Below are 24,689 nucleotides of genomic sequence, written 5' to 3'. Positions count from 1 at the left end.
AAAAATGTCATACGAGCTGTCTAAAATCCGTTATAAAGCTGCAATCTATGAATGGGCAAAGGTACGGTTGGGGACAAGGGAAGAGCGTTTAGCTTGAAATACGCAAAACCTCTTCTATACACTTACCCACTGGCCAGATGCCTGAACATTTCCACTAGGAGTTAAAACTAGGTATGAGCACCATCGAAGAGCGCGTCAAGAAAATCGTTGCCGAGCAACTTGGCGTCAAAGAAGACGAGGTTGTCAACACTGCTTCTTTCGTTGAAGACCTGGGCGCTGACTCCCTGGACACCGTCGAGCTGGTAATGGCTCTGGAAGAGGAATTCGAGACCGAAATCCCTGACGAAGAAGCGGAAAAGATCACTACCGTTCAAGCAGCAATCGATTACGTCACTAGCCATCAGGCTTAAGATTTGTAATCGCTGACTGCTGTCACGGGAAAACCGCACTGCTTTAACCGGCGTGCGGTTTTTTCTTTAAAAAACGCTGTGATTGTTCCGTAAACAAGAGAGAAGGAGAGTCCTGTGTCGCGTAGACGCGTCGTGGTCACCGGGATGGGTATGCTTTCGCCACTGGGCAATGACGTGCCCAGCAGTTGGCAAGGCATTCTGGCGGGCCGCAGTGGCATTGGCCTTATCGAGCACACGGACTTGTCAGCCTTCACCACCCGCTTCGGCGGTTCGGTCAAGGGTTTCAACGTCGAGGAATACCTGGCGCCCAAAGAAGCGCGTCGGCTCGATCTCTTTATTCAGTATGGCCTGGCGGCCAGCTTCCAGGCGGTGCGTAACGCAGGCCTTGAAGTCACTGATGCAAACCGTGAACGCATTGGCGTCGCCATGGGTTCGGGCATCGGTGGTCTGACCAACATCGAAAACAGCAGTCGTTTGCTGCATGAGCAAGGGCCGGGACGGATTTCACCGTTTTTTGTACCGGGCTCCATCATCAACATGATTTCCGGTTTCCTGTCGATCCATTTGGGCGCACAGGGGCCTAACTATGCCATCGCGACGGCATGTACCACGGCCACTCACTGCATTGGCATGGCTGCACGCAACATCGCCTATGACGAAGCGGACGTGATGATTGCCGGTGGCGCTGAAATGGCGGCCTGTGGCCTTGGTCTGGGCGGTTTCGGCGCAGCGCGTGCGCTGTCAACGCGAAACGACGACCCGGCGCGTGCCAGCCGTCCCTGGGACAAGGGCCGTGATGGGTTTGTCCTTTCCGACGGTGCCGGTGCTATGGTGCTTGAAGAACTCGAACACGCCAAGGCGCGTGGTGCGACCATTTATGCCGAGCTGGTCGGGTTTGGCATGAGTGGCGATGCGTACCACATGACCTCGCCACCTGACGACGGCGCCGGTGCCGCTCGCTGCATCGTCAATGCGTTGCGAGATGCCAAGGTCAACCCTGATCAGGTGCAATACATCAACGCACACGGTACATCGACGCCGGCAGGCGATCTCGCCGAAGCGTCGGCCATCAAGTCGGTCTTCGGCGATCATGCCTATCAGCTGGCAGTCAGCTCGACCAAGTCGATGACGGGCCATTTGCTGGGTGCTGCTGGCGCAGTCGAGGCCATTTTCAGCGTGCTGGCGATGGTCGATCAGGTGGCTCCGCCGACCATAAACCTCGACGAGCCAAGCGAAGGTTGTGACCTGAACTTTGTGCCTCACGAAGCACGCCGCATGCCGATCGACGTCGTTCTGTCGAACTCCTTCGGTTTCGGTGGCACCAATGGTTCGCTGGTATTCCGCCGGTTTGCCGAGTAATGCCCGATTGGGTTGATGGCCTTCCTGCCGGCAGCCTGTCTGTCAAGGACAGAGGGCTGGCCTACGGCGATGGAGTTTTCGAGACCATCGCTGTCAAGGCTGGCCGGCCATTGCTGCTTGATCGTCATCTGCAGCGTCTTGAAACTGGCTGCCAGCGTCTGGCGATATCGGTCGACCTTGCGCTGGTTCACTCTGAAATGACCCGTTTCGCCGCCGAGCTTGGCGACGGGGTCATGAAGCTGATTCTTACCCGAGGCGACGGTCAGCGCGGTTATGCTCCTGCCGCCAACGCGTGTTCACGTCGAATTCTGCAAGGCAGTGCCGCACCAGCCTATCCCGCTGCCCATGCCGAACAGGGCGTACGCCTGTTTGCCTGTCAGACCCGGCTGGCCGAACAGCCGCTGCTGGCCGGGCTCAAGCATCTTAATCGCCTGGAGCAGGTCATGGCCCGCTCCGAATGGAGCGACAGTGAACATGCCGAGGGGCTGATGCGCGACACCTCGGGGCGGTTGATCGAGGGGGTATACAGCAATCTGTTTCTGGTCTGTGGCGGGCGTTTGCTGACCGCCGACCTGAGTCGGTGTGGGGTCGCAGGCGTGATGCGTGCCGCATTGCTCGATCAGGCACGAAATCTGGGGCTGGCTGTCGAAATCCGTGATCTGCACTTGCCTGACCTTGAAACGGCAGACGAAGTGTTTCTGTGCAACAGCGTCTATGGCGTCTGGCCTGTCTGCGGTTTTGCAGCGCTGGACTGGGCGGTTGGTCCGCTCACCCGTAAACTGCAAGGTATTGCTCGCACCCTTCTGGATATCTGATCTGTGATCCGAAAATTACTGGTGTTGCTGGAAACTGCCGTTGTCCTGGCCGGCCTACTGCTTGGCTTCGCGTTCTGGCAGCAGAACAAAGCCCTGGAACAACCACTCAAGGTGGCTCAAGAGCAATTGCTGGATGTGCCGGCGGGCTCGACGCCCACCGGTGTTCTCAATCGCTTGCAGGCCGATGGCGTGATCAGCGACGCGTTCTGGCTGCGCCTCTACTGGCGCTTCAACCTGTCGGGGCAGTCGTTGCACAGCGGCGAATACCGCATGGTGCCGGGCATGAACGTCAAAGGGTTGTTTGATGTCTGGAAGCGCAAAGAGGTCGTGCAATACAGCCTGACTCTGGTCGAAGGCTGGAATTTCAGGCAGGTACGTGCTGCGTTGGCCAAGCAGGCCAAGCTCGATCAGACCCTTGCAGGTTTGTCCGATAGCGAGCTGATGGCGAAGATCGGTCATCCTGATGTGTTCCCCGAAGGCCGTTTCTTCCCCGACACCTACCGCTATGTACGCGGCATGACCGATGCCGAATTGCTCAAGCAGGCTTACAGTCGTCTGGAAGAAGTGCTGGATGAGGAGTGGCGTGCCAAGTCGCCGGAAGCACCTTATTCCACGCCCTATCAGGCGTTGATCATGGCATCGCTGGTCGAGAAGGAAACCGGTGTGCCGCAGGAGCGCGGCCAGATTGCCGGTGTTTTCGTACGTCGCTTGAAGCTGGGTATGCAGTTGCAGACCGATCCGACCGTTATCTACGGGATGGGCGAACGCTACAACGGCAAGCTGACCCGTGCTGACCTGAAAGAAGCAACGCCTTACAACACCTATATGATCGCCGGAATGCCACCGACACCTATTTCGCTGGTAGGGCGCGAAGCCATTCATGCTGCGCTCAATCCTGTGCCCGGCAGCAGCCTGTATTTCGTGGCCAAGGGTGATGGCAGCCATGTCTTTTCGGACGATCTGGACGCCCACAACGCAGCCGTGCGTGACTATCAGCTCAAGCGCCGTGCAGATTACCGCTCCAGCCCGGCACCTGTTGCTCCGCCTGTAACGCCAGCTGAAACGCCTGAGTCAGGGACGCCTGAATCAGTGCCTTCCCCTGCAGAGCCAGATGTCACGACCCAGCCGGATGCACCGCAATCCGGGGCTGATGCGCAATGACAAAGACTAAGGATTATCTGTGACTGGCTTGTTTATCACTCTTGAAGGTCCGGAAGGTGCAGGCAAGAGCACCAATCGTGATTACCTGGCAGCGCAATTGCGGGCCCAGGGCGTGCAGGTGCTGCTGACACGTGAGCCTGGCGGCACGCCTCTGGCCGAGCGCGTGCGCGAGCTATTGCTGGCGCCCAGCGAAGAAAGCATGAGCGCTGACACGGAGCTGCTGCTGGTGTTTGCAGCGCGTGCGCAACACTTGGCCGAGGTCATCCGTCCTGCGCTGGCGCGTGGTGAAGTGGTGCTTTGTGATCGGTTCACCGATGCAACCTACGCCTATCAGGGGGGCGGGCGTGGCCTGTCTCACCAGCGCATTGCAACGCTGGAGCAGTTTGTTCAGGGCGACCTGCGCCCTGACCTGACGCTGGTCTTCGATCTGCCGGTGGAAGTCGGTCTGGCGCGCGCTGCGGCACGCGGCCGGCTGGATCGCTTCGAGCAGGAAGGCCGGGCCTTCTTCGACGCGGTACGCAGCACCTATCTGCAGCGGGCAAAAGCCGAGCCTGCGCGTTATCGCCTGGTGGATGCCGCGCAGACCCTCGCTGAAGTCCAGGCCTCTCTCGACACGTTGCTGCCCCAATTGCTGGAGCTGCAACGTGGCTGAAGCCTACCCCTGGCAGGAATCGCTCTGGCGACAGATGGCAGGCCGTGCTCAGCACGCGCACGCCTACCTGTTGCACGGTCCTGCCGGTATCGGCAAGCGGGCACTGGCCGAGCGCCTGATGGCCAGCCTGTTGTGCAAGGCACCTGACGGGCTTGACGCTTGCGGGCAGTGCAAGTCGTGCCTGTTGCTGCTGGCTGGCAGTCACCCGGACAATTACGTGCTTGAGCCAGAAGAGGCCGACAAGCCGATCAAGGTCGATCAGGTGCGTGATCTGGTCAGTTTTGTGGTCCAGACCGCCCAGATGGGCGGACGCAAAGTGGTCTTGGTCGAGCCTGTCGAGGCGATGAATATCAATGCGGCCAACGCTTTACTGAAAAGCCTCGAAGAACCCTCGGGCAACACCGTGCTGTTGCTGGTCAGTCACCAGCCGAGTCGACTGCTGCCGACGGTCAAAAGCCGTTGCGTGCAGCAGGCCTGCCCGCTGCCCGGCGAGCAGATGAGCCTGGACTGGCTGAGCGGCGCGTTGCCTGATTGCACTCCGGACGAGCGCTTTGAACTGCTGACACTGGCTGCCGGCTCCCCACTGGCGGCTGTGTCGCTTCACGCCCAAGGCGTTCGCGAACAGCGCGCACTGGTGGTGGATGGCGTAAAAAAACTGCTCAAGCAACAGCAATCGGCTACCCAGCTCGCCGAGGGCTGGAAAGACATCCCGTTATTGCTGCTGTTCGACTGGTTCTGCGATTGGTCTCACCTTATCCTGCGCTATCAGATGACTCAGGACGAAGAGGGCCTGGGCTTGGGTGATATGCGCAAGGTTGTTCAGTACCTGGCGCAAAAGTCGACACGTGGCAAGGTGCTGGATATTCAGGACTGGATACTTGCGCAGCGCCAGAAAGTCATGTCCAAGGCCAACCTCAACCGGGTATTGCTGCTCGAAGCGCTACTGGTGCAGTGGGCAGGGCTACCGGGACAGGCGTAGACTCGGTGTTATTCGGAATCGTAGAGGTATTGTCATGAGTCTGCCGCTTAATACGGGTCCACGTAACGGCATTCTGTCCCTGACCATCAAGGACAAGTCCGTGCTGTACGCCGCTTACATGCCGTTCATCAAGAATGGCGGCCTGTTCATTCCGACCAGCAAGAGCTACAAGCTGGGCGATGAAGTGTTCATGCTGCTCAATCTGATGGATGAGCCGGAGAAGGTTCCGGTAGCGGGCCGGGTCACCTGGATCACACCCAAAGGTGCTCAGGGCAACCGTACTGCCGGGGTCGGCGTGCAATTCAATGATGGCGACAATACTGCTCGCAATCTGATCGAAACCCACTTGGTCGGTGCTCTCAAGTCCGATCGTCCCACCCATACGATGTAGTTGTGTTCCTTGCCCATGCTTGTAGATTCTCATTGTCACCTTGATCGCCTTGACCTCGCCCAGCACGATGGCTCCCTGGACGCAGCCCTTGAGGCCGCCCGGGGCCGGGGTGTCGGACACTTTCTGTGTATCGGCGTCAGCGCCGACAATGCCGGTGCGGTCAAGGCTCTTGCCGAACGCTATGCCGATGTCGACTGCTCGGTTGGCATTCATCCGCTGGACGTCAAACCGGGTGAAATGCCGCCGCTGGACTGGCTGCTCAAAGAGCTGGACCACCCGCGTGTGGTAGCGATTGGTGAAACCGGTCTGGATTACCACTACGAACCTGAAGCCGCCGAGCTGCAACAGGCGTCCTTCCGAATACACCTTGAGGCGGCCAGAGCCACTGAAAAGCCGGTCATCATCCATACCCGCGGTGCCCGTGCCGACACCTTGAGCCTGTTGCGTGAAGCGGCCTTGCCTCAGGCCGGCGTGCTGCATTGTTTCACTGAAGACTGGGAAATGGCCAAGGCCGCGCTGGATATGGGGTACTACATCTCGCTGTCCGGTATCGTGACGTTTCGCAACGCCGATGCCCTGCGTGATGTGGCCAGGCAGGTGCCTGCCGATCGTCTGCTGGTCGAAACCGACTCGCCTTATCTCGCCCCCATTCCTTACCGGGGCAAGCCAAATCTGCCGCAGTATGTGCGTGAGGTGGCCGAATTTCTGGCAATGCTTCGCGGTGAGCCTTACGAGCGATTCGCCGAGCAGACCACTGCCAATTTCTCTCGCCTGTTCCCGCTGGCCCATCTTCAGCGCTGAGCAAGCCTCGAATTGCAGGCAAAAAAAACCCGGATTCTGGGGGGGTGAAACCGGGTCAAGACCATTAGGAGTAAAACAAAGGCACTCGGTCCGTTGGCACCTTTGCAGGTGCATCATTTGGGGGAATGAGGCACCAGCGCCTTGAGTATTGACCAGAATGGTAAGTCTTCCAGCGCCTTCTGGTCGTTTTTTAAACAGTTTTGGAATACCAAAGCGCTTGTTGAGTCCTTATTGAACAGATGAGGGCATCGGTGCGCCAAAACGAACATCGCGGGTCTGGTCGAGGTTGTCAGTGGAGTTTTCCAACGGGTTTCTATTGAGTCTTTCGTTGTGCCTGGATATTGGCCTGGCAAACATCGCCATGATAACCCTGTCCATGCAGCGTGGCTTTACCAAGGGGCTTTGGCTTGGCCTGGGCACCTGCGTCGGCGATCTGACTTACGCGATTCTGGCCATGCTTGGCATGGCGGTGCTTCTTCAGTACGAGGCCGTGCGTTATGTGCTGTGGCTGGGCGGAACCGCGGTTCTGGCCTGGTTCTGTTTCAGGATGATCATGAGCGCAACCACTGTCAGCGAGGGCCTTGCGAGCGCTGATGTCGAGCCAGAAACGTCCGACCTGACACTGTTCCTGCGCGGGATTTTTCTGGCCATGTCATCGCCCAGCGCCATTCTCTGGTTCGCGGCAGTAGGTGGCGCACTCATCGCGCGGCAAGGTTCTGATCTGACCAGTGCCTCGACGTTTCTGGCCGGGTTTGTCGCGGCTGGTGTGGTCTGGTCGATTTCCCTGTGCGCGCTGGCTCATCAGGGTGGGCGTTTCATGGGGGAGCGAATGCTACGCTGGTCTTACATTGCGTCAGCGCTGATCTTTGCCTATTTCACGCTGTACGTTGTCATCACCGGGTACATGGAATTTGTCGCAGCAACGCCTTCACTGCCAGCGCTTTAGCGTTTTGGTCAGTGCGGGGCCGAATAATGATCAATTGCTGCAGGTTATTTGCCAGTGGATGGATATAACCCGGAAGGACCGATGATCCGTGCAATTTAGCGCCGATTGGGCATAATACCCTGCTTCGATTTCGATCCTGACAGACCTCCTCATGCAGAAAGAACCTCGTAAGGTCCGTGAATTTCGCCGCCGTGAGCAGGAAATTCTCGACACCGCACTAAAGCTTTTCCTGGAGCAGGGCGAAGACAGCGTCACCGTCGAAATGATCGCGGACGCCGTTGGCATTGGCAAAGGGACCATCTACAAGCACTTCAAGTCCAAGGCGGAAATCTACCTTCGCCTGATGCTCGACTATGAGCGTGACTTGAACGAGCTGCTGCATTCTGCCGACGTCGACAAGGACAAGGAGGCGCTCTCGCGTGCCTACTTCGAATTCCGCATGCGTGATCCACAGCGCTATCGCTTGTTCGACCGTCTGGAAGAAAAAGTGGTAAAGGGCAATCAGGTGCCCGAGCTGGTCGAAGAGCTACACAAGATCCGCGCTTCCAACTTCGAACGCCTGACGCTGCTGATCAAAGGCCGCATCACTGAAGGCAAGCTTGAAGATGTGCCTCCTTACTACCACTACTGTGCTGCTTGGGCATTGGTGCATGGTGCTGTTGCGCTGTACCACTCGCCGTTCTGGAGCAACGTGCTGGAGGATCAGGAGGGCTTCTTCAATTTCCTCATGGACATCGGTGTACGCATGGGCAACAAGCGCAAGCGCGACATCGATCTTTCAGCAGAGCCTAAGCCCGACCCCGCTGCGTAATAACGCTGCGTCGCGGTTTTGAGCCTCTGGCCCAGAGATGGCGCGGAAGCTGCATCCGACGACCATTCGCCGGTTTTCCGTCACCGGCATCTGGGAGGGGATGATGCGTAGCCTGGTTCTGCTGCTCGCGCTTATGGCGCTGAGCGGCTGCATGAAAGTCAGTGACATGGGCGAGGGTGTTCGCGAGCAGTTCAGCGACGCAGGTCTGCTCGACCACAGCAATACCCGCCGCACGGCCAACTGGCGTGTGCAGCCAGACTCGTTCATCTACATTGCTCAAGGCGCCTTCGTGCCGCCAGGCAATGCCTATCCGCGTCCCAATGTGGTGGCCGAGGAGGCCTTCAAGGGTTTCGTCGAATACTTTCCGATGGTCCGCCGTGCCCGTGCCCCGTTAGGCCTGGACGAAGCGCTGACCGAAGCGCGCAGTGCCGGCGCACATTATTTGCTCTACACCCGCTTTGCCAAGGCAGATGACCGCATCGGCAATGTTGATCAGTGGTCTGATCAGGAGGCGGTAGATCGGCTGGGTGTGGACAGTGGCGTCATTCAGCTCATGCTGATCGAAACCAGCACCCGTTACCTGATCGACAGCGCACGCATACGCAGTCGTGGCGGATTGCTGACGCTTTACGATACAAGTCCTGAAGATTTGCTCGGCCCGCCACTTGAGGACTACGCTCGTACACTCTTGGGCGTTGAGCGCTAGGGCTGGCTGCAGGAGAGTTGAGTGACCGATTCAAGCAAGGCGGGCGATCTGTTTGCGCAGATCCCCAAAACCAAAGGGTTGCCACCTGTTCATCTGTGGCATCCGGATTTTTGTGGCGACATCGACATGCGCATTGCCCGCGACGGAACCTGGTATTACCAAGGGACGCCGATCGGTCGCAAGCCTATGGTCCGGCTGTTCTCGACCATCATGCGGCGCGATGGGGATGATTATTTTCTGGTCACCCCTGTGGAAAAGGTCGGTATCAAGGTGGACGACGCGCCTTTTATCGCGGTCAGCCTTGAGGTGGTGGGAGAGGGCGAGGCGCAAGTGTTGCGCTTTCGGACTCATGTCGATGACGAAGCAGAGGCCGGTCCTGAGCATCCTTTACGGGTAGTGACAGATCCGCATACCGGCGAGCCAGCTCCTTATGTACTGGTGCGCAGCAATCTGGAAGCACTGATTCATCGAAATGTGTTCTATCAGCTGGTCGACCTGGCGGTTTCTCGCGAGATCGACGGGCAGCAGTGGCTGGGCGTCTGGAGTCACGGTACGTTCTTTCCGATTGGCCTCGAGCCTTGAAAAATAGTCTATTTGGTCGCTTGAATTGCTTGCTTGCAGTACGACGGTTAAAGTGCCGCTCCCCGATTTTCCTGAGGTTTTTGCATGAGCCAGTCCTTTGATATCGCCGTAGTCGGCGCAACCGGTACTGTCGGCGAAACCATTGTCCAGGTTCTGGGAGAGCGCAATTTCCCTGTAGGCAGTCTGCACTTGCTGGCAAGCATCGAGTCTGCCGGTCATTCGGTGCCTTTCAGGGGCAAGAATGTGCGCGTGCGTGAAGTCGACGAGTTCGACTTCAGCACAGTCCGGCTGGCGTTCTTTGCCGCTGGCCCGGCGATCAGTCGCAGCTACGCCGAAAAGGCGGTAGCGGCGGGGTGCTCGGTTGTCGATCTGTCAGGCGCCTTCCCGTTTGCACAGGCGCCCAATGTGGTGCCTGAAATCAATGCTACGCTTTTGGATATTTGTGGCGTCGCGCCATGCCTGGTGGCCAGCCCGAGTGCTGCGGCCACAGCGGTTGCGCTTGCCTTGGCCCCGTTGCGTGCGCTGGTCGATATTCAGTTCGTGAGCGTGACGGCGTGCCTGGCTGTTTCCGCACTGGGGCGCGAGGGCGTCAGTGAGCTGGCGCGTCAGACCACTGAATTGCTCAATGTCCGCCCTCTGGAAACCCGTTTTTTTGACCGCCAGATGGCGTTCAATGTGCTGGCTCAGGTGGGTAAACCCGACGAGTCGGGTCACCTTCCGCTGGAAAAGCGTCTGGTCACCGAGTTGCGCGAACTGCTGGCCCTGCCGTCACTTAAGATATCGGCCACGTGCATCCAGGTGCCGGTGTTCTTCGGTGACAGCTTTACCGTCTCGCTGCGCGCGGCCGGGCCGGTTGATCTGACTGCGGTCAATACCGCACTTGAGGCCGCTGCCGGAGTCGAACTGGTGGATGCCGGTGATTACCCGACCCCGGTCGGTGACGCAGTGGGGCAGGATGTGGTCTATGTAGGCCGGGTTCGAGCCGGAACGGACGATGCGGAACAGCTTAATCTGTGGCTTACCTCGGATAACGTGCGCAAGGGTGCCGCGCTCAATGCTGTGCAGGTTGGCGAATTGTTGATAAAAGATTATGTGTAAAAGATACTTGGCAACACATTGAACAATTATTTTAGCGGCGAGACGCCTTACACCCAAATGCAGGACTACCTCTCCGGATATCGGAGAATCTTTAAACAAGGGATGGGCTATGGTTCAGGTTCGTAAACTGGTATTAGCAATCGCTGCGGCTTCAGCGCTGTCATCGGGAATGGCGCAGGCGCTGGGGCTCGGGGAATTGTCGGTCAAGTCGACCCTGAATCAGCCATTGGTAGCGGAAATCGAGTTGACTGATGCGCAGGGGCTCAATGCTGCGCAAATTGTCCCCAGCCTGGCAACCACGGCTGACTTCGCTCAGTTGGGTGTCTCCCGTCAGGAGTTGCTGAACGATCTTTCGTTTACCCCCGTCATCAATGCTAATGGCAAAAGCGTCCTGCGCATCACCTCCAGCAAGCCGGTGCGCGTACCTTATGTGAAGTTTCTGGTTCAGGTGCTTTGGCCGAACGGTCGACTGGTGCGTGATTACAGTCTTCTGCTGGACCCGCCGAAGTACTCTCCGGAGGCGGCCGCTGCTGCAGCTGCTCCGGCACCGGCCCCTGCGGCGGCTCCCGCAGCACCTGCGCAACTGGCCACAGTGGAGCCGTCGGCAGAAGCTCCGGCGCCCGAAGCACCTGCCCCGACGCCCGCAGCCGTTCCGGCAGCATTGCCACCGCCAGCCGCAGATAAACAGTCGCAATACGTCACCGCCAATAACGACACCTTGTGGGAAATCGCCGCGAAGGTACGTAAGGGCGGTACGGTTCAGCAGACCATGCTGGCGATTCAGGCGCTGAACCCCGACGCATTTATCGGTGGCAACATCAACCGTTTGAAAAAGGGTCAGGTGCTGCGTCTGCCGACACCTCAGCAAACCGCTGCACTGCCACAGCCTCAAGCGATTGCCGAAGTTTCCCGACAGTACAGTGCCTGGCGCGAAGGCCGTCGCCTACCCGCAGGCCCGCGTCAGGTCGATGCCACCCGGCGTGATCGCGCCGGTGCGGCGCCCTCCAAAGTGGATGCTTCTGACAACCTCAGCCTGGTGTCTGCGAGCGGCAAGCCAGCCGCCAAAGGCGCAGCGGGTGACAGTGATCTGGGCAACAAGCTGGCGGTCGCTCAGGAAGCGCTCGATACCACGCGCCGGGATAATGCCGAGCTGAAAAGCCGGATGAACGATCTGCAAAGCCAGCTGGACAAGCTTCAGCGTCTCATCGAGCTGAAAAACGGTCAGTTGGCCAAAATGCAAGCGGCTGGCGCTGCGGTGCCGCCTCCTGCGGCAACTCCTGACGCTGCGACCCCAGCCAACGCAGCGGTGCCGGCCTCTCTGGTTGATGCCAATGGCGCCCCGGTCAAGCCAGCTGGCGAGATTGCGCCTGAAGATGCGTTGCCGGCAGGCGCGGCTGAGGTGGCGACACCGGCTGCGGATCAACCGCTGGCTGTGGAGCCTGTGGCCGTTCCTGAAGATGATGAGAGTACGCTGCAGAAGATCCTCGATAATCCGGTGCTGCTCGGCCTGGTCGGGGGCGCTGTGCTGCTGATCCTGGCGCTGTTGCTGCTGTTCCTGGCACGTCGTCGTGCGGCAAAAGCCGAAGCCGAGAAGCACAAGCGCATGGCGCGGGCGCTGGCTGAAGAGTCCGAGTTCGTTTCAGACATGGACATGGATTCGCCGCAGGCCAGTTTCGACGGGCTTGATGTGCCACCGCCCAATGTCCGTATGGGCGCCGGTGCTGCGGCAGCCGCTACAGCTGCGACTCGCGAGCGTCCAGCCGATGCGCTGGTCCAGGCCGAGATTCATATTGCTTATGGCCGCATGAATCAGGCCATCGAGTTGCTGGAGGAGGCTATCAAGGAAGATCCGCAGCGTGATGATATCCGCCTCAAGCTGATGGAAATCTACGCCGAGCAGGGCAACAACAAAGCCTACGCCGCCCACGAGCGTAAACTGGTGGCTGCGGGAAAGCCTGAAGCTGAGGTCGAGCAGCTTGAAGAACGTCACTCGACCCTGAAGTCCGCTACGCCGCTGGCTTCTGAACCCGCACCGGCTTCGGCAGCTCCTGCCATTGCTGCGGCAGCTGCAGCAGCCAGTGCTGCTGCATTGGCCGCTGAACTCGACGCCAAATATGTCGAAGAGTTGCTGGCTGATAATTCGGCAGACGAGGCAACTGAACCGGCGCTCGAGCCTGAGCCCGTCGCAGCGGTCGAGCCGGAGGTGATAGCACCGGTGGCAACTGCGCCTGCCGAGGAAGCGGATCCGTTCGATAACGATTTCGATCTGAGCCTCGACGAGTTCGAAGAAACACCTGCGTCAGATGTTTCCACGGTGGATGACATCGATGACCTGATGCTGGACGAGCCGAAAATATCAGCGGTGGCTGACGACGACGAGCTGAGCTTTGAGTCGATCATGCGCGAGCAGGAAGAAGCGCGCGCAGCAGCAGTCCCTGAAGAACTTGCCGATTTCGACCTGGACCTGTCCGAGGAAGACCCAGCGCTCAAGAACGAAGATGACTTCCTGCTGGGCCTCGGCACCGATCCGCTCGATCCTGTCGAGACAAAGCCGGTGCCGCCGATCAGCGACGATCTAGAGCTGCCTGAAGACTTTGATCTGTCGCTGGCTGACGAAATCGAAACCGATCAGGCCAGTCAGGCGTTTGCGACCGAAATCGATGACGTCAATGCCGAGCTGGACCGTCTTTCTCAGAACCTTGAGCATCCGCCGCTCGACGAGCCAAGGTTTACCGCCGAAGACGCGGCAGCGCTGGACGATGAGCCGGACTTCGACTTCATGGCCGGTACTGACGAGGCGGCGACCAAGCTGGACCTGGCGCGTGCCTATATCGATATGGGCGATGCAGACGGAGCGCGTGACATCCTTGACGAGGTCGTGACCGAAGGTGATGACGGGCAGAAAAGTGAGGCGCGCGAGATGCTTTCGCGGTTGGTCTGATTCAAACCTGCCCCCCACTCGAACGGCCGCTTACGCGGCCGTTTGTTTTTCAGCCGTCGGCGTGAGTAGCGTGTTTTTTCTGCGGCCCTATAATGGCCGACTTTTCGCGAACCGACAGGCTGTACCACATTGGCGAACATAGATAACCCGGCTGCCGAGATGGCGGCCGAGGGCTTTTCCCGAATCGCGCTGGGCGTTGAGTACAAAGGCTCGCGCTACTGCGGCTGGCAGCGTCAGGCGTCCGGCGTGCTCACCGTGCAGGAAACACTCGAGAACGCACTGTCCAAGGTTGCTGCGTCACCGGTATCGCTGATGTGTGCCGGGCGCACTGACGCTGGCGTACACGCCTGCGGGCAGGTGGTGCATTTCGATACCCTTGCCGAGCGTTCCTTGAAAGCCTGGGTGATGGGCGCCAACATCAACCTGCCTCATGATGTCAGCGTTACCTGGGCCAGAGTCATGCCCGCCAACTTCCATGCACGCTTCAAGGCCATTGCGCGTCGTTATCGCTACGTGATCTACAACGATCAGATCCGTCCTGCGCACCTGAATCAGGAAATTACCTGGAATCATCGTCCGCTGGATGTCGAGCGCATGGCTCAAGCCGCCGAATTTCTGGTGGGCACTCACGATTTCAGTGCCTTCCGTGCCGGGCAGTGTCAGGCCAAATCGCCCGTCAAACAGCTGCACCATCTGCGTGTGACCCGTCATGGCAAGATGATCGTGATCGATGTGCGCGCCAACGCGTTTTTGCACCACATGGTGCGCAATATCGCCGGCGTGCTGATGACGATCGGCGCCGGCGAGCGTCCGGTCGAATGGGCGCGTGATGTTCTGGAAAGCCGGGTTCGGCGTACCGGTGGCGTGACGGCCCATCCTTACGGCCTTTATCTGGTGCAGGTCGAGTACCGCGACGAGTTCCCGTTGCCTGAACGCTACGTCGGTCCGCATTTTCTTACGGGGTTTGCCGAATTGGACGGCTGACGATCCGGAAAGCATTTGTTAACATCCGGGACTTTCCGAAAGGTCTGAGGTTTTCAACATATGTCAGCCGTTCGCAGCAAGATCTGCGGGATTACCCGCATAGAGGATGCATTGGCCGCTGTCGAGGCTGGGACGGATGCCATTGGTCTGGTGTTTTACCCAAAAAGCCCGCGGGCTGTGACCGTGCTTCAGGCCCGCGCGATCATCGCCGCGTTGCCGCCTTTCGTGACCACGGTGGGGCTGTTCGTCAATGCCAGTCGCTGTGAGCTCAACGAGACGCTGGATGCGGTTGCGCTGGACATGCTGCAGTTTCACGGCGATGAAACGCCGGAAGAGTGTGACGGCTATCATCGCCCCTACATCAAGGCGCTTCGGGTCAAGGCGGGTGATGACATCGCCAGTGCCTGTCGTGCCTATCGTAATGCCCGTGGCGTGCTGCTCGACACGTACGTAGAAGGTGTGCCGGGCGGCACTGGCGAAACCTTCGACTGGGCACTGATTCCGGATGATCTCGACAAACCGGTCATTCTCGCAGGCGGCCTGACCTCGGCCAATGTGGCGCAGGCCATCGCTCAGGTCAGGCCTTATGCAGTGGATGTCAGTGGCGGCGTCGAAAAGAGCAAAGGCATCAAGGATCGCGAAAAGATCCTTGCGTTCATGAGTGCGGTCCAGGGCTCCTGATGTGACGGTTGCGCTTCGGCCGCCGTCCATAAGCCTGTTCCGCCAGAGATGCGGGTCGAATCAAGTAAGCGAGGGTGCCTGTGTGCGCCGTCGTCGTTGTGAAGAAGCGGAGTGAGGGGGTGTGCAGGTCTGGCCAGGGGTCGATCGCCGTTCCGTCACCATCGTCCATACGAATTTAGCTGAGGGCGTGCGGCTGGCGTGTCATGGCTAGCCGTTCAAGCCACATCGGTACTGGAGATATAAAGCATGAGCAACTGGTTGGTAGACAAACTGATCCCATCGATCATGCGTTCCGAGGTCAAGAAGAGCTCGGTTCCCGAGGGCCTCTGGCACAAGTGTCCTTCCTGTGAGGCGGTGCTCTATCGCCCGGAGCTGGAAAAGACCCTGGACGTCTGCCCCAAGTGCAATCACCACATGCGTATCGGTGCGCGCGCGCGCCTGGACATTTTTCTGGATGCCGAGGGTCGCGAAGAGCTGGGCGTTGATCTGGAACCGGTCGACCGTCTGAAGTTTCGTGACGGCAAGAAGTACAAGGACCGCCTGACGGCTGCCCAGAAGCAGACCGGCGAAAAAGATGCGCTGATTTCCATGAGCGGCACCCTGTTGGGCATGCCCGTGGTTGCGTCGGCATTCGAATTTTCCTTCATGGGCGGTTCGATGGGTGCCATCGTCGGCGAGCGCTTTGTTCGCGCTGCCAACTACGCCCTCGAAAATCGTTGCCCGATGATCTGCTTCGCCGCTTCCGGCGGTGCGCGCATGCAGGAAGCACTGATCTCTCTCATGCAAATGGCCAAGACCTCTGCTGTTCTGGCGCGCCTTCGCGAAGAGGGGCTGCCATTCATCTCGGTGTTGACCGACCCTGTCTACGGCGGTGTTTCGGCGAGCCTGGCCATGCTGGGCGATGTCATTGTCGCAGAGCCAAAGGCGCTGATCGGTTTCGCCGGTCCTCGCGTTATCGAACAGACCGTTCGCGAAAAGCTGCCGGAAGGTTTCCAGCGCAGCGAGTTCCTGCTGGATCACGGCGCGATCGACATGATCATCGCGCGTAGCGAGCTTCGTCCGCGCCTGGGTAATCTGCTGGCGCAAATGATGAATCTGCCGACGCCACGTTTCGTCGCGCCGGTCATCGAGCCTATCGTCGTTCCGCCGGCACCTGCCTCGATATGACCCCAGGGTCACTGGGCGATTGGCTCGCTTATCTGGAGCAACTGCACCCCAGCGCCATCGATATGGGGCTGGAACGCTCCCGACAGGTGGCGCAGCAGTTGGGCCTGCTGCGTCCGGCGCGCCGGGTGATCACTGTGACGGGCACCAATGGCAAAGGCTCGACCTGTGCGTTTGTGGCCGCCCTGTTGCAGTCCCAGGGCCTTAAAGTCGGTATCTACAGCTCGCCGCATCTGATTCGCTACAACGAGCGAGTCAAGGTGCAGGGCGTCGAAGCCACCGATCTTGAATTATGCAATGCCTTCGCCGCGGTTGAAGCAGCGCGGGGCGATGTCACCCTGACTTACTTTGAAATGGGCACGCTGGCGGCGTTCTGGCTATTCGAACAGGCACAGCTCGATGTGGCTGTTCTGGAAGTCGGTCTGGGCGGACGTCTGGATGCGGTAAATCTGGTTGATCCGGATATCGCGCTGGTTACCAGCATCGGTGTTGATCATGCCGAGTACCTGGGCAATACCCGCGAGTCAGTCGCGTTCGAGAAGGCCGGTATCTTCCGTTCCGGCCGTCCTGCCCTGTGTGGTGATCCTGCGCCACCGGAGCCCCTGTTGGCCAAGGCTCGCGAGCTTGGTTGCCCGTTGTTGTTACGAGGGCGGGACTTCGACCTGTCGACAGGGCATGACAGCTGGAACTGGCGTGGTCTGGCAGCTGGTGAGCAGGTCGAACTGCATAATCTCCCGCTGCTCGACCTGCCTATGCAGAACGCCGCGCTGGCGCTTCAGGCGTTTGCATTGCTGGGTTATCCGCTGCAACCGGAAGCAGTAGGGCGGGTGCTTGCCGAAACCCGGCTGGCCGGTCGTCTCGACCGCCGGACAGTCCGCTGGCAAGGCAGGCGGCTCAATCTGCTTCTGGATGTGGGCCACAACCCCCATGCCGCGCATTTTCTGGCGCAGCGTATGGCCCGTCGTCCGGTTTCCGGCAGGCGTCTAGCTGTGTTCGGGCTTTTGAGTGATAAAGACCTCGACGGCGTTATTACGCCCCTGGCGGCGGTGATCGATGAGTGGGCGGTTGCGCCTCTTCCCACGTCGCGCAGCCGCAGCGCAGAAGAGTTACATTCGGCACTGGAGAACCTTGGTGCTCGCGTGACGTCCTATCAGAGTGTTGCGCTGGCACTCGAGGCTCAGTGCGCGCACGCCACGACCGATGACGAGATTCTGCTGTTCGGTTCATTTTACTGTGTTGCCGAGGCTCTGGAATGGCTGGCCCGGCATACCGATGAGGACGCTGCAAATGGCTTTGCTGGATAACGTATTCAAGCAGCGAATGGTTGGAGCACTGGTGCTGATCGCTGTAGCGGTCATTTTTCTGCCCATGCTCTTCACACGTGAAGATGAGACACGTCAGGTACAGGTTGAGGCGCCTTCTGCGCCTCAGGCCCCTGCAGTCTCGCAAGTAAAGGTCGATCCAGTACCTGTTCCGGAACCTCAAGCCCTGCCTCAGGAGCCTGTGCCGGGCGAGGATGACAGCGGCAGCAGCAATCAGCCGCCGTCGATGCCTATTGCACCAGCTCCTGCCACCCAGAGCGCACCGCCTGCGGCACAGGCGCCGGCGCCAAAGCCAGCCAGCAAACCTGCACCCGTGACTGCGCCCGCACCCGCGCCAGCGGCTCCCGCCAAGCCTGCAGCACCGGCTGGGGTCGATGCCAATGGTTTGTCAGTCAGCTGGTCCGTGCAGTTGGCGAGCATGTCCAACCGTGCCAATGCCGATAACCTGCAAAAGACCCTGCGTACCCAAGGGTATAACGCTTACATTCGCACGTCCGATGGCGTTAATCGGGTGTTTGTCGGCCCGCTGATAGAGCGCGCAGAGGCCGATCGTCTGCGCGATCAGCTCGACAAGCAGCAAAAACTCAAAGGTATCGTGGTGCGCTTTCAGCCTGAGCGGGGCTGACCGTCCGGCGCCTGATGGCGTCGCCGTACAGGAAAATGCCTCTTGCCGGTAATCGCTGCTTACCGGCAGGCAGGCGCTCTGCTAAAATGCGCCGCCTTATCTGTCTGCAGGCTGCAACGTGCCATTTACTCCGGTTGACTGGGCAATTCTGGGAATTGTCGCCATCTCCGCCCTGATCAGTCTGAAACGCGGCTTCGTAAAAGAAGCACTGTCGTTGACGACGTGGATCATTGCAGGTGTAGTGGCCTGGATGTTTGGCGCAGGGCTGTCGCAGTACTTGGTCAATTACATAGAAACACCTTCGGCCCGCGTCATTGCGAGCTGTACCATCCTCTTCGTCGCCACCCTGCTGGTAGGCGCCATGGTCAACTTTCTGATAGGCGAACTGATTCGCGTCACCGGGCTCTCCGGGACCGATCGTTTTCTTGGTATGGTCTTCGGCGCAGCGCGCGGAGGCCTGCTTGTCGTTGTGGCGGTGGGGCTGTTGAGCCTGGGGCCGGTACAACAGGATCAATGGTGGCAGCAGTCCAGGCTGGTGCCGCAATTTCTCATGGTTGCTGACTGGTCGAAAAACCTGATTCTCGGGATGTCCAGCAAGTGGCTTGCAAGCGGCATCAGCATACCCGCTGATCTGCCGTTCAAGGAACAGATCCTGCCGTCTACACCACAGCAGGATGTGCTCGGTAAATCCAGTTCCACTAAGTAGGGGTTGTGTCGCATGTGTGGCATCGTCGGTATCGTCGGCAAGTCGAACGTCAATCAGGCGCTGTATGACGCGCTTACCGTCCTCCAGCACCGCGGCCAGGACGCTGCCGGTATCGTAACCAGCCACGATGGCCGGTTATTCCTGCGCAAGGACAATGGATTGGTGCGTGATGTGTTCCATCAGCGACATATGCAGCGTCTGGTCGGGCATATGGGCATCGGTCATGTGCGTTATCCAACGGCGGGCAGCTCGACTTCGGCCGAAGCCCAGCCGTTCTACGTCAACTCGCCTTATGGCATCACGTTGGCGCACAACGGCAATCTCACCAACGTCGAGCAACTGGCCAAGGAGATTTACGAATCCGACCTGCGCCATGTGAACACCAACTCCGATTCGGAAGTGCTGCTTAACGTATTCGCCCATGAGCTGGCCGTGCGTGGCAAGTTGCAGCCCACTGAAGAGGACATCTTTGCCGCAGTTACTGACGTGCATCATCGCTGCCGTGGGGGCTACGCGGTCGTGGCGATGATCACCGGTTACGGCATCGTCGGTTTCCGTGACCCGGATGCCATTCGTCCTATCGTGTTCGGTCAGCGTCACACCGATGAAGGCGTCGAGTACATGATCGCGTCTGAAAGCGTATCGCTGGACGTGCTGGGCTTTACTCTGATTCGTGATCTGGCACCGGGCGAAGCGGTCTACATCACCGAAGACGGCAAGCTGCATACCCGTCAGTGCGCCGCCAACCCAAAGTACGCGCCGTGCATTTTCGAACACGTCTATCTGGCGCGCCCGGATTCGATCATCGACGGTATCTCGGTCTACAAGGCGCGTCTGCGCATGGGCGAGAAGCTGGCCGACAAGATCCTGCGCGAGCGTCCGGATCACGACATCGACGTGGTCATTCCGATTCCGGACACCAGCCGTACGGCGGCACTGGAGCTGGCCAACCACCTGGGCGTCAAGTTTCGCGAAGGCTTCGTCAAGAACCGCTACATCGGTCGGACCTTCATCATGCCGGGTCAGGCCGCACGCAAGAAATCCGTGCGCCAGAAGCTCAACGCGATCGAACTGGAGTTTCGCGGCAAGAACGTGATGCTGGTGGATGATTCCATCGTGCGTGGCACCACCTGCAAGCAGATCATTCAAATGGCCCGTGAAGCTGGTGCCAAGAATGTCTACTTCTGCTCGGCGGCCCCGGCTGTGCGTTACCCCAACGTCTACGGCATCGACATGCCGAGTGCTCACGAGCTGATTGCCCACAACCGTACGACTCAGGACGTGGCCGACCTCATCGGTGCCGACTGGCTGGTCTATCAGGATCTGAACGACCTGATCGAAGCGGTCAGCGGCAGCAAGAAGATCAAGATCGATAACTTCGATTGCTCGGTATTCGATGGCAAGTACGTGACCGGCGACATCGACGAACATTATCTGAACAGGATCGAGAGCGCGCGCAACGACGCTTCCAAGATCAAGACTCAGGCCGTGAGTGCGATCATCGATCTGTACAACAACTAATCGGACAAGGAGTGGGCGGCATGACTCAGGAATGGGATGCAGGGCGGCTGGACAGCGACCTTGAAGGCGTGGGTTTCGATACCCTCGCCGTACGTGCCGGGCAACACCGCACACCGGAAGGCGAACATGGCGACCCCATGTTCTTTACTTCCAGCTACGTATTTCGCACGGCCGCCGATGCGGCTGCGCGTTTTGCCGGCGAGGTGCCTGGCAACGTCTACTCGCGTTACACCAACCCGACCGTGCGCTCTTTCGAAGAGCGCATTGCCGCGCTTGAGGGCGCCGAGCAGGCCGTCGCCACGGCCACCGGCATGGCCGCAACCCTCGCGGTGGTGATGAGCCTGTGCAGTGCCGGTGACCATGTTCTGGTGTCGCGCAGCGTTTTTGGCTCCACGATCAGCCTGTTCGACAAGTATTTCAAGCGCTTCGGTATCGAGGTGGATTACGTTCCGCTGGCTGATCTGAGTGGTTGGGAAGCGGCAATCAAGACCAACACCAAAATGCTGTTCGTCGAGTCGCCCTCCAATCCATTGGCCGAGCTGGTCGACATCGCCGGTCTGGCCGAGATCGCTCATGCCAAAGGCACGATGCTGATCGTCGACAATTGCTTCTGTACGCCAGCCTTGCAACAGCCGTTGCTGCTGGGGGCCGACATCGTTGTGCATTCGGCCACCAAGTTCATCGATGGCCAGGGCCGTTGCATGGGCGGTGTGGTTGCAGGTCGCAGCGAGCAGATGAAGGAAGTGGTCGGTTTTCTGCGTACGGCCGGGCCGACACTCAGCCCGTTCAACGCATGGATCTTCCTCAAGGGCCTCGAAACCCTCAACCTGCGGATGCGTGTTCATTGTGCCAACGCTCAGGCGCTGGCCGAATGGCTCGAGCAGCAGGACGGTATCGAGAAGGTCCACTACGCCGGGCTCAAGAGCCATCCGCAGCATGAGCTGGCCCAGCGTCAGCAAAAGGGCTTCGGTGCGGTCGTGAGCTTCGAGGTCAAAGGTGGCAAGGATGGCGCATGGCGCTTTATCGACGCCACGCGTCTGATCTCGATCACCGCGAACCTGGGCGACAGCAAAACCACGATTACCCACCCGAGCACAACCTCGCATGGCCGTCTGGCCCCGCAGGAGCGTGAAGCGGCTGGCATTCGCGACAGTCTTATCCGGGTGGCGGTAGGTCTTGAGGACGTTGCTGACCTCCAGGCCGACCTGGCACGCGGTCTGGCGGCGTTGTGAGTGATACGGTGAGCGCTGAGACAGGTCAGGAGTGGGCGCTGAAGTTTGCAGGTACCCACAACGGTCGCGTCGCGCTGGTGACCGGGGCTGCGCGCGGCATCGGGCTGGGCATTGCGGCGTGGCTGATTGCCGAAGGCTGGCAGGTGGTGTTGACCGATCTGGACCGTGCACGCGGTGCGAAAGTAACCCGCGTGCTGGGTGACAACGCTTTGTTCATAGCCATGGACGTCGCGAGTGAAGAGCAGGTCGCCCAGGGTGTGGCTGAAGTGCTCAGGAAGTTCGGCCGTCTGGACGCACTGGTATGCAACGCAGCGGTCGCTGATCCGCATAACACCACTCTCGAAAGCCTGGATCTGTCTCACTGGAACCGGGTACTGGCGGTCAATCTCGGTGGGCCGATGTTATTGGCCAAGCACTGCGCGCCTTATTTGCGTGCGCACTGCGGCAGTATCGTCAATCTGACTTCAACGCGCGCCAGGCAGTCGGAACCCGACACTGAGGCTTATGCGGCCAGCAAGGGCGGTCTGACGGCGTTGACGCATGCGCTGGCAATCAGTCTGGGGCCTGAAATCAGGGTCAATGCGGTCAGCCCTGGCTGGATTGACGCGCGCGATCCGTCGTTGCGCCGCGCCGAACCCTTGTCCGAGACCGATCATGCCCAGCATCCGGCGGGCAGGGTAGGGACAGTCGAGGATGTGGCGGCGATGGTTGCCTGGTTGTTGTCGCGAAACGCCGGGTTTGTGACCGGTCAGGAGTTTGTCGTAGACGGCGGCATGACCCGGAAAATGGTCTACGCTGAATAGTTTTGCGCAGCGTTGCGGGATTGGTGCTTTGCTGTTCTTTTGATGTGTGGTAAAGGGTCAGCGTTTGAAGCGGTTTTTCAAAAAACTTCAATCAGGGTATTGACTTAGGTTCGTTAGGTGCGTAAATTTCGCGGCCTCAACGAAGCAAAGGGTGATTAGCTCAGCTGGGAGAGCAGCTGCCTTACAAGCAGCGGGTCGGCGGTTCGATCCCGTCATCACCCACCATCGTAAGATTGGCGCATCGTTGAGTTTGAAGGCTGAAGTACGAGAGCTTTCAAAAACGGTTATACGGACGCAAGTCCACAATGCGCAGCGGTAGTTCAGTCGGTTAGAATACCGGCCTGTCACGCCGGGGGTCGCGGGTTCGAGTCCCGTCCGCTGCGCCATATTTGTACAGATCGGGTTCGCCGGGTCTGCGATTGAAAAGCCAAAGGGCGTTTCAGTCAGATGTACAGGAAGCAAGCCTGTTAAGGGTTGTTTCAAACAGTTTCAAAGCGATACGCAGCGGTAGTTCAGTCGGTTAGAATACCGGCCTGTCACGCCGGGGGTCGCGGGTTCGAGTCCCGTCCGCTGCGCCATACACCGCTTCAAGGCCCTTGAACTCCTTGAAGCAAACAGAAAAGCGACCTAAGGGTCGCTTTTTTGTTGCCTGCGTTTTATGCGGCGCAGATAGAGGCTGGGCAATGCTTTCAGATCCTTTTTGAACTGTACGTTGATACAACGTCTCCCTTGTTGCAGACTTACCGCCATTTCCCAGTTCGCAGTCTTGCTGGCAGATTCTTCCTTCCTCAGGATTCTCGATGTTTAAGCTATTGAACCTTCGCACCGCATTGTGGGCCTCTGTCCTGTTGATGGCAGCGGGCTGTTCATCGCCCAAACAGGCGATTTATGATCACGAGCACTTCGACGACGCCGGAACCTTCTCACGCAGCTATCCTGCGACCGACCTGGCATATTGCGAAGCGGGGCGACGTGCCTTGCTGAGTCAGGGCTACATCATCACCAGCAACGATCCGAAGATGGTCGCCGGTCGCAAGAGCTTTCAGCAAACCGGTGATACTCACATCGAGATCAGCTTCAATCTGGTGTGTGCGGCTGACATGAAAGATGGCAACTCCACCATGTTCGCCAATGCGTTGCAGGACCGTTATGCCCTGAAGAAGACCAATAACTCCGCCAGCCTCGGGGTCGGAGTATTGGGTTCTGTCTCGATGCCAATTGGTTCTACCGATGATTCGATGGTCAAAGTTGCCAGCGAGACGGTTTCGTCGGCGAAGTTCTATGAACGCTTTTTCGGTCTGGTGGAAAACTTCCTGCCACCTGAAGTGAAAAAGGCCGCGCATATTGTAGAAAAGCCGAAGGCGGACCTGGGCGTTCCGGATGTGGCACCTGCCGCCGCTGAACCGGCCAAGGCAGCGGAGCCGTCCAGGCTGGCCCCGGAGTCCAGGGAATCGAAACCCAAGGCAGTAGAGCCTGCTGTGGAGTCTGCCACGCCGCCTGCGGCAAGCGAGCCTGTGCCAGCCCCCGCCGAACCTGCATCCTTCAAGGCAGAAACCATCGAGGCGCCAGCCGCCGAGCCGACAGAAAAAGCTAACCCTGTGCCGCTTGAGCACGCCCCTATACAGTAAGGTTTGACTCAGAACGTCAGGTAACCATGGTGCCGATGCTCCGCGTCGGCATGCATTTCAGGACGCTCCGCGTTTCGGCATCAGCTCAAAAACAACCGATACGCCGGGTTTTCGCTCTCGTCCCAGTACGGGTAGCCGATCTCGTCCAGCGCCGCGCCTACCAGATGCCGTTCTTCTTCTGGCACCACCAAACCAGCCACCACCCGGCCATCTGCCGCGCCGTGGTTGCGGTAGTGGAACATCGAAATGGTCCAGCGGCCGCCCAGGCGGTTGAGGAAGTTGAACAGCGCGCCCGGCCGTTCCGGGAATTCGAAGCGCAGCACCACTTCATCGTCGACGCGCTCGGCATGCCCGCCGACCATATGCCGAAT

General features: G+C 59.1%; 24 protein-coding genes, 3 tRNA genes and 1 pseudogene. 27 read left to right on the top strand and 1 reads right to left on the bottom strand.

Annotated elements, in window-relative coordinates; all coding sequences use genetic code 11:
- The first annotated feature begins 173 nt into the window (after positions 1-173).
- The 27 genes from acpP (at position 174) to ALO43_RS09400 (ending at position 24,318) form a co-directional block, all read left to right on the top strand.
- Positions 174-410, top strand: a complete 237-nt coding sequence (gene acpP, locus ALO43_RS09530) for an acyl carrier protein (RefSeq protein WP_005892238.1) — start codon at positions 174-176, stop codon at positions 408-410.
- A 114-nt stretch (positions 411-524) separates the two neighbouring features.
- Positions 525-1,769: a beta-ketoacyl-ACP synthase II gene (fabF, locus tag ALO43_RS09525; protein ID WP_005892239.1), complete on the top strand. Its 1,245-nt coding sequence runs from the start codon at positions 525-527 to the stop codon at positions 1,767-1,769.
- On the top strand, positions 1,769-2,584 hold the full coding sequence (pabC, locus tag ALO43_RS09520; protein ID WP_024690480.1) for an aminodeoxychorismate lyase: 816 nt from the start codon (positions 1,769-1,771) through the stop codon (positions 2,582-2,584). Before fabF ends, pabC begins: the two co-directional genes overlap by 1 nt.
- A gap of 3 nt (positions 2,585-2,587) precedes the next feature.
- The gene (gene mltG / locus ALO43_RS09515) at positions 2,588-3,745 is read left to right on the top strand and encodes an endolytic transglycosylase MltG (RefSeq protein ID WP_005892241.1); all 1,158 of its coding nucleotides are present in this window, start codon (positions 2,588-2,590) and stop codon (positions 3,743-3,745) included.
- A gap of 19 nt (positions 3,746-3,764) precedes the next feature.
- Complete coding sequence (gene tmk, locus ALO43_RS09510) at positions 3,765-4,397, top strand: dTMP kinase (RefSeq protein WP_005892242.1); 633 nt, start codon at positions 3,765-3,767, stop codon at positions 4,395-4,397.
- Positions 4,390-5,376: a DNA polymerase III subunit delta' gene (locus tag ALO43_RS09505; RefSeq protein ID WP_005892243.1), complete on the top strand. Its 987-nt coding sequence runs from the start codon at positions 4,390-4,392 to the stop codon at positions 5,374-5,376. The genes tmk and ALO43_RS09505 overlap by 8 nt, the downstream gene beginning before the upstream one ends.
- Before the next feature lie 34 nt (positions 5,377-5,410).
- Positions 5,411-5,767 (top strand): PilZ domain-containing protein, encoded by a 357-nt coding sequence (locus tag ALO43_RS09500; RefSeq protein WP_005892245.1) that lies wholly within the window; start codon positions 5,411-5,413, stop codon positions 5,765-5,767.
- A 15-nt stretch (positions 5,768-5,782) separates the two neighbouring features.
- Entirely contained in the window at positions 5,783-6,568 is a 786-nt protein-coding gene (locus ALO43_RS09495; RefSeq protein WP_005892246.1) for a TatD family hydrolase, read from the top strand.
- Between the two features lie 292 nt (positions 6,569-6,860).
- Positions 6,861-7,514, top strand: coding sequence for a LysE family translocator (locus ALO43_RS09490; RefSeq protein WP_054997422.1), 654 nt, complete (start codon positions 6,861-6,863; stop codon positions 7,512-7,514).
- Positions 7,515-7,665: 151 nt separating this feature from the next.
- The gene (locus tag ALO43_RS09485) at positions 7,666-8,325 is read left to right on the top strand and encodes a TetR/AcrR family transcriptional regulator (protein WP_005892252.1); all 660 of its coding nucleotides are present in this window, start codon (positions 7,666-7,668) and stop codon (positions 8,323-8,325) included.
- 103 nt (positions 8,326-8,428) lie between these two features.
- Complete coding sequence (locus tag ALO43_RS09480; RefSeq protein ID WP_024670207.1) at positions 8,429-9,031, top strand: DUF4823 domain-containing protein; 603 nt, start codon at positions 8,429-8,431, stop codon at positions 9,029-9,031.
- 21 nt (positions 9,032-9,052) lie between these two features.
- On the top strand, positions 9,053-9,613 hold the full coding sequence (locus ALO43_RS09475) for a DUF1285 domain-containing protein (RefSeq protein ID WP_024670208.1): 561 nt from the start codon (positions 9,053-9,055) through the stop codon (positions 9,611-9,613).
- Between the two features lie 84 nt (positions 9,614-9,697).
- Positions 9,698-10,711, top strand: coding sequence for an aspartate-semialdehyde dehydrogenase (locus ALO43_RS09470; RefSeq protein WP_054997421.1), 1,014 nt, complete (start codon positions 9,698-9,700; stop codon positions 10,709-10,711).
- Positions 10,712-10,820: 109 nt separating this feature from the next.
- The gene (locus ALO43_RS09465) at positions 10,821-13,652 is read left to right on the top strand and encodes a FimV/HubP family polar landmark protein (protein WP_054997420.1); all 2,832 of its coding nucleotides are present in this window, start codon (positions 10,821-10,823) and stop codon (positions 13,650-13,652) included.
- A 159-nt stretch (positions 13,653-13,811) separates the two neighbouring features.
- A complete protein-coding gene (truA, locus tag ALO43_RS09460; RefSeq protein WP_032618904.1) occupies positions 13,812-14,636 on the top strand; it encodes a tRNA pseudouridine(38-40) synthase TruA in 825 nt (274 codons plus the stop codon).
- Between the two features lie 60 nt (positions 14,637-14,696).
- The gene (locus tag ALO43_RS09455; RefSeq protein ID WP_054997419.1) at positions 14,697-15,317 is read left to right on the top strand and encodes a phosphoribosylanthranilate isomerase; all 621 of its coding nucleotides are present in this window, start codon (positions 14,697-14,699) and stop codon (positions 15,315-15,317) included.
- A gap of 246 nt (positions 15,318-15,563) precedes the next feature.
- Positions 15,564-16,484, top strand: coding sequence for an acetyl-CoA carboxylase, carboxyltransferase subunit beta (gene accD, locus ALO43_RS09450; RefSeq protein ID WP_024670212.1), 921 nt, complete (start codon positions 15,564-15,566; stop codon positions 16,482-16,484).
- A complete protein-coding gene (folC, locus tag ALO43_RS09445; protein ID WP_054997418.1) occupies positions 16,481-17,785 on the top strand; it encodes a bifunctional tetrahydrofolate synthase/dihydrofolate synthase in 1,305 nt (434 codons plus the stop codon). Before accD ends, folC begins: the two co-directional genes overlap by 4 nt.
- Complete coding sequence (locus ALO43_RS09440; protein WP_024690476.1) at positions 17,769-18,428, top strand: SPOR domain-containing protein; 660 nt, start codon at positions 17,769-17,771, stop codon at positions 18,426-18,428. Before folC ends, ALO43_RS09440 begins: the two co-directional genes overlap by 17 nt.
- Positions 18,429-18,546: 118 nt before the next feature.
- Positions 18,547-19,134 (top strand): CvpA family protein, encoded by a 588-nt coding sequence (locus ALO43_RS09435; RefSeq protein WP_024670215.1) that lies wholly within the window; start codon positions 18,547-18,549, stop codon positions 19,132-19,134.
- Positions 19,135-19,146: 12 nt separating this feature from the next.
- A complete protein-coding gene (gene purF / locus ALO43_RS09430; protein ID WP_005892270.1) occupies positions 19,147-20,655 on the top strand; it encodes an amidophosphoribosyltransferase in 1,509 nt (502 codons plus the stop codon).
- 20 nt (positions 20,656-20,675) lie between these two features.
- Positions 20,676-21,887: an O-succinylhomoserine sulfhydrylase gene (locus ALO43_RS09425; protein ID WP_054997417.1), complete on the top strand. Its 1,212-nt coding sequence runs from the start codon at positions 20,676-20,678 to the stop codon at positions 21,885-21,887.
- Complete coding sequence (locus tag ALO43_RS09420; RefSeq protein WP_005892276.1) at positions 21,884-22,690, top strand: SDR family oxidoreductase; 807 nt, start codon at positions 21,884-21,886, stop codon at positions 22,688-22,690. Before ALO43_RS09425 ends, ALO43_RS09420 begins: the two co-directional genes overlap by 4 nt.
- Positions 22,691-22,839: 149 nt before the next feature.
- Positions 22,840-22,915, top strand: a tRNA-Val gene (locus ALO43_RS09415).
- An 84-nt stretch (positions 22,916-22,999) separates the two neighbouring features.
- Positions 23,000-23,076: transfer RNA gene (locus ALO43_RS09410), tRNA-Asp, on the top strand.
- A 115-nt stretch (positions 23,077-23,191) separates the two neighbouring features.
- Positions 23,192-23,268: transfer RNA gene (locus tag ALO43_RS09405), tRNA-Asp, on the top strand.
- Positions 23,269-23,490: 222 nt separating this feature from the next.
- Positions 23,491-24,318 carry a DUF2242 domain-containing protein gene (locus tag ALO43_RS09400; RefSeq protein WP_024670216.1) on the top strand — a complete coding sequence of 276 codons (828 nt, stop codon included), beginning with the start codon at positions 23,491-23,493 and terminating at the stop codon, positions 24,316-24,318.
- Between the two features lie 80 nt (positions 24,319-24,398).
- On the opposite strand, the pseudogene ALO43_RS09395 reads toward ALO43_RS09400, so the two are convergent.
- A pseudogene (locus ALO43_RS09395) lies at positions 24,399-24,689 on the bottom strand (threonine dehydratase); the annotation flags it as partial.

Source organism: Pseudomonas tremae (assembly GCF_001401155.1).
GTDB classification, from domain to species: domain Bacteria; phylum Pseudomonadota; class Gammaproteobacteria; order Pseudomonadales; family Pseudomonadaceae; genus Aquipseudomonas; species Aquipseudomonas tremae.
This window is presented reverse-complemented; position numbering and strand designations above follow the sequence as displayed.

Coding starts and splice junctions, on each gene's coding strand:
- ALO43_RS09485 (WP_005892252.1), top strand. CDS start 7,666: ATGCAGAAAGAACCTCGTAAGGTCCGTGAATTTCGCCGCCGTGAGCAG.
- ALO43_RS09480 (WP_024670207.1), top strand. CDS start 8,429: ATGCGTAGCCTGGTTCTGCTGCTCGCGCTTATGGCGCTGAGCGGCTGC.
- ALO43_RS09495 (WP_005892246.1), top strand. CDS start 5,783: ATGCTTGTAGATTCTCATTGTCACCTTGATCGCCTTGACCTCGCCCAG.
- pabC (WP_024690480.1), top strand. CDS start 1,769: ATGCCCGATTGGGTTGATGGCCTTCCTGCCGGCAGCCTGTCTGTCAAG.
- ALO43_RS09465 (WP_054997420.1), top strand. CDS start 10,821: ATGGTTCAGGTTCGTAAACTGGTATTAGCAATCGCTGCGGCTTCAGCG.
- purF (WP_005892270.1), top strand. CDS start 19,147: ATGTGTGGCATCGTCGGTATCGTCGGCAAGTCGAACGTCAATCAGGCG.
- ALO43_RS09455 (WP_054997419.1), top strand. CDS start 14,697: ATGTCAGCCGTTCGCAGCAAGATCTGCGGGATTACCCGCATAGAGGAT.
- ALO43_RS09425 (WP_054997417.1), top strand. CDS start 20,676: ATGACTCAGGAATGGGATGCAGGGCGGCTGGACAGCGACCTTGAAGGC.
- accD (WP_024670212.1), top strand. CDS start 15,564: ATGAGCAACTGGTTGGTAGACAAACTGATCCCATCGATCATGCGTTCC.
- ALO43_RS09470 (WP_054997421.1), top strand. CDS start 9,698: ATGAGCCAGTCCTTTGATATCGCCGTAGTCGGCGCAACCGGTACTGTC.
- ALO43_RS09440 (WP_024690476.1), top strand. CDS start 17,769: ATGGCTTTGCTGGATAACGTATTCAAGCAGCGAATGGTTGGAGCACTG.
- ALO43_RS09400 (WP_024670216.1), top strand. CDS start 23,491: ATGTTTAAGCTATTGAACCTTCGCACCGCATTGTGGGCCTCTGTCCTG.
- acpP (WP_005892238.1), top strand. CDS start 174: ATGAGCACCATCGAAGAGCGCGTCAAGAAAATCGTTGCCGAGCAACTT.
- truA (WP_032618904.1), top strand. CDS start 13,812: ATGGCGGCCGAGGGCTTTTCCCGAATCGCGCTGGGCGTTGAGTACAAA.
- ALO43_RS09500 (WP_005892245.1), top strand. CDS start 5,411: ATGAGTCTGCCGCTTAATACGGGTCCACGTAACGGCATTCTGTCCCTG.
- folC (WP_054997418.1), top strand. CDS start 16,481: ATGACCCCAGGGTCACTGGGCGATTGGCTCGCTTATCTGGAGCAACTG.